At 65.3% G+C, this 1,347-nt stretch carries 2 protein-coding genes; both read left to right on the forward strand.

What is annotated here, in order from left to right:
- Nucleotides 1-73 precede the first annotated feature (73 nt).
- On the forward strand, nucleotides 74-391 hold the full coding sequence (locus MIC448_RS03455) for a helix-turn-helix domain-containing protein (protein WP_081766164.1): 318 nt from the start codon (nucleotides 74-76) through the stop codon (nucleotides 389-391).
- Nucleotides 388-1,338 carry an integrase core domain-containing protein gene (locus MIC448_RS03460; protein WP_036296135.1) on the forward strand — a complete coding sequence of 317 codons (951 nt, stop codon included), beginning with the start codon at nucleotides 388-390 and terminating at the stop codon, nucleotides 1,336-1,338. Before MIC448_RS03455 ends, MIC448_RS03460 begins: the two co-directional genes overlap by 4 nt.
- Nucleotides 1,339-1,347 lie beyond the last annotated feature (9 nt).

Raw genomic sequence — 1,347 nt, forward strand, 5'->3', positions numbered from 1 at the left:
TGTCGCGCGTCAGAATGTTTGGCAGGGGTAGTTAGTTGCTGATGTAACGCCCCAGCTGAGAGGTCTGAATGTCATGAGTCGTCCACCGACGATCCCCGTGGAGAAGAAGCTCCGCATCGTGTTGTCCGTGTTGCAGGGCGAGATCACGATCGCTGAAGCGGGCCGCCGTGAGAAGGTCTCGGAGCAGGCCATCGGGAACTGGAAGCGCCAGTTCCTCGAGGGCGGCAGAGCCGGCATCGAGGCGGGTAAGTCCAAGCCCTCGACCCGCGAGCAGCAGCTCGAGGACGAGGTCGCCGAGCTCACCCAGGCGCTGGGTGAGGCCGCGGTCGAGATCCGGGTCTGGAAGAAGAGCGCCGAGGGCCGCCTGGGCCCTTCGAGGACCTCGAGGTGATCCGCACCGAGGCGGGCATGTCGACCGCGAGGTTCTGTCAGCTGATCGACATGCCCGAACGCACCTGGCGGCGCTGGCAGGCCAAGGCGAAGACTGACCGGCCGCCGAAGGGCCCGTGGCCGCAGCCGGCGCGAGACGCGGCCCGGCCGCTGGTGGTCGCGCATGCGTTGAAGAAGCCGGAGTGGGGCCACCGGAAGATCTGGGCGATGACCCGCCATGACGGACACAAGGTGTCCCAGGCGACCGTGCTGCGGCTGCTGCGCGATGACGGGCTGATCCTGCCATCGGAGTACCAGAAGCAGCGTCGAGAACTCGCGAAGAACCGCAAGGCCGCGTTCGCACGAAACCCGACCGGCCCGAACCAGGTATGGCAGTTGGACTTCAGCGAGTTCGAGACCACCCAGGGTGGGATCTGGAGGATCGCCGGCTGCCGGGACTGGTACTCGAAGCTCGAGCACCCGTTTCACACCTCGCCGACCGCGAACCAGCACGACGCGATCGCCGCGATCGAACTCGCCCTCGTCGACTACGTGACCCTGTTCGGCCACCCCCTCGTCGACCAATGTCAGGTCGACGACGAGACCGGCGAGCTGCTGCCGGTCGTCACGATCGTCACAGACAACGGCGGTCCATTCCGATCGATGAACTTCGAGCTGTTCATCATGCGCCACCCCGAACTGCGACACGTCCGCACCAGGGTGAAGTCACCGGGGCAGAACGGATCACGCGAACGCGGCTTCGGGACGCTGAAGTACGAACGGCTGTTCCTCGACGACATCCCCGACGCGCTCACCCTCGTCGAACGCGCCGAGGACTACCGCATCGAGTACAACGAGACCCGCCCTCATGAGGCGATCGCTTGGAACCGGCCGATAGAGGTGCACATGGGCCTGGCCGACCCGACCATCCCCAACTTCGAAATCGAAGAATCCCTGCCAACTACTTGACGCGGGACA

The organism is Microbacterium sp. C448 (assembly GCF_000582705.2).
Lineage (GTDB): Bacteria > Actinomycetota > Actinomycetes > Actinomycetales > Microbacteriaceae > Microbacterium > Microbacterium lacus_A.

Excerpts from the sequence above, each read along its gene's own strand:
- MIC448_RS03455 (WP_081766164.1), top strand. The coding sequence starts at position 74 with ATGAGTCGTCCACCGACGATCCCCGTGGAGAAGAAGCTCCGCATCGTG.